Below are 1347 nucleotides of genomic sequence, written 5' to 3'. Positions count from 1 at the left end.
TGAATCGCCCTGGAAATGTTGGAGGCTCCTGACCTTGGAAACGAGGATGCAGGTATGCCGAAGGAACAGTCTGCCGGGAAGCCCACGACGCGCCGTTACAGCCCTGAGGAGAAGGCCGCCGCGGTCCGAATGGTCCGCGCTTTACGCACCGAGCTGGGCACCACCCAGGGCACGGTGCAGCGGGTGGCCAACCAGCTCGGCTACGGCGTGGAGTCGGTCCGCACCTGGGTGCGGCAGGCCGACATCGATGAGGGCGTGGCGCCCGGGGTCACGACCGCTGAATCCCATCGGCTCAAAGAGCTCGAGCAGGAGAACCGAGAACTTAAGCGCGCCAACGAAATCCTGAAACGAGCGGCTAGTTTCTTCGGGGCGGAGCTCGACCGCCAACACAAGAAATAGTCGCCTTCATCGACGCTAACCGCGACGAGTTCGGGGTCGAGCCCATCTGCACCGTCCTGCGCAGCGCAGGGGTGTCGGTGGCCCCGAGTACCTACTACGACACCAAGACCCGAGCGCCCTCGACGCGGGCGATCCGCGACGCCGAGCTGGGGCCGGCGCTGCGCCAGATCTGGGAAGACAATTACCGCGTCTACGGTGTCCTCAAGCTGTGGAAAGCCGCCCGTCGGGCCGGCCACGATGTGGGCCGTGACCAGGTCGGGCGCCTGATGCGCAGTCTGGGCATCGAGGGCGTGCGGCGCGGCAAAGCAGTCAAGACCACCAAGCCCGACTTGGGCGCGCCACGGCATCCCGATCTGGTCAACCGCCGTTTCAGCGCATCAGCGCCCAACCAATTGTGGGTGACGGATCTGACCTATGTGCCGACCTGGGCCGGAGTGGCCTATGTCTGTTTCATCGTCGATGCGTTCTCCCGAACGATCGTGGGATGGCGGGTGGCGTCGAACATGCGCACCACGATGGTGCTCGACGCACTGGAGATGGCCCGCTGGTCACGCGGAAACACATTGCCCGGCCTGACATGTCACTCCGATGCCGGATCGCAGTTCACGTCCATCCGCTACGGTGAACGCCTCGCCGAGATCGGCGCGCTGCCCTCGATCGGATCCGTCGGTGACAGCTTCGACAACGCCCTGGCCGAAACGGTCAATGGCTACTACAAGGCCGAGCTGATCTACGGACCCGCCCGCAGTGGGCCGTGGAAGACCGTCGAGGACATCGAGCTGGCCACGCTGAGCTGGGTGTACTGGCACAACACCGCCCGCCTACACAGCTACCTCGACGACGTCCCTCCGACCGAGTTCGAGGCCACGTTCTACGATGCCCAACGGAGCGACCAGCCCCTGGTCGCAATCCAATAGATCGAGCCTCCGGCAGAACCAGGGCGGTTCA

Annotated in this window: 1 protein-coding gene and 1 other annotated feature; the gene reads left to right on the top strand. The window is 64.8% G+C overall.

What is annotated here, in order from left to right:
• The first annotated feature begins 54 nt into the window (after nt 1-54).
• Nucleotides 55-1316 (top strand): IS3 family transposase gene (locus A5759_RS01415; protein ID WP_120271688.1). Its coding sequence is split into 2 segments (ribosomal slippage): nt 55-358 and nt 358-1316, totalling 1263 coding nucleotides; the frame shifts between segments, so codons are not numbered across the junction.
• Nucleotides 354-485: a sequence feature (AL1L pseudoknot), on the top strand. It overlaps the preceding gene by 132 nt.
• Nucleotides 1317-1347: the final 31 nt, after the last annotated feature.

The sequence above is a fragment of the Mycobacterium sp. 852014-52144_SCH5372336 genome (assembly GCF_001665615.1).
Classification (GTDB): Bacteria; Actinomycetota; Actinomycetes; order Mycobacteriales; family Mycobacteriaceae; genus Mycobacterium; species Mycobacterium neumannii_A.
This window is presented reverse-complemented; position numbering and strand designations above follow the sequence as displayed.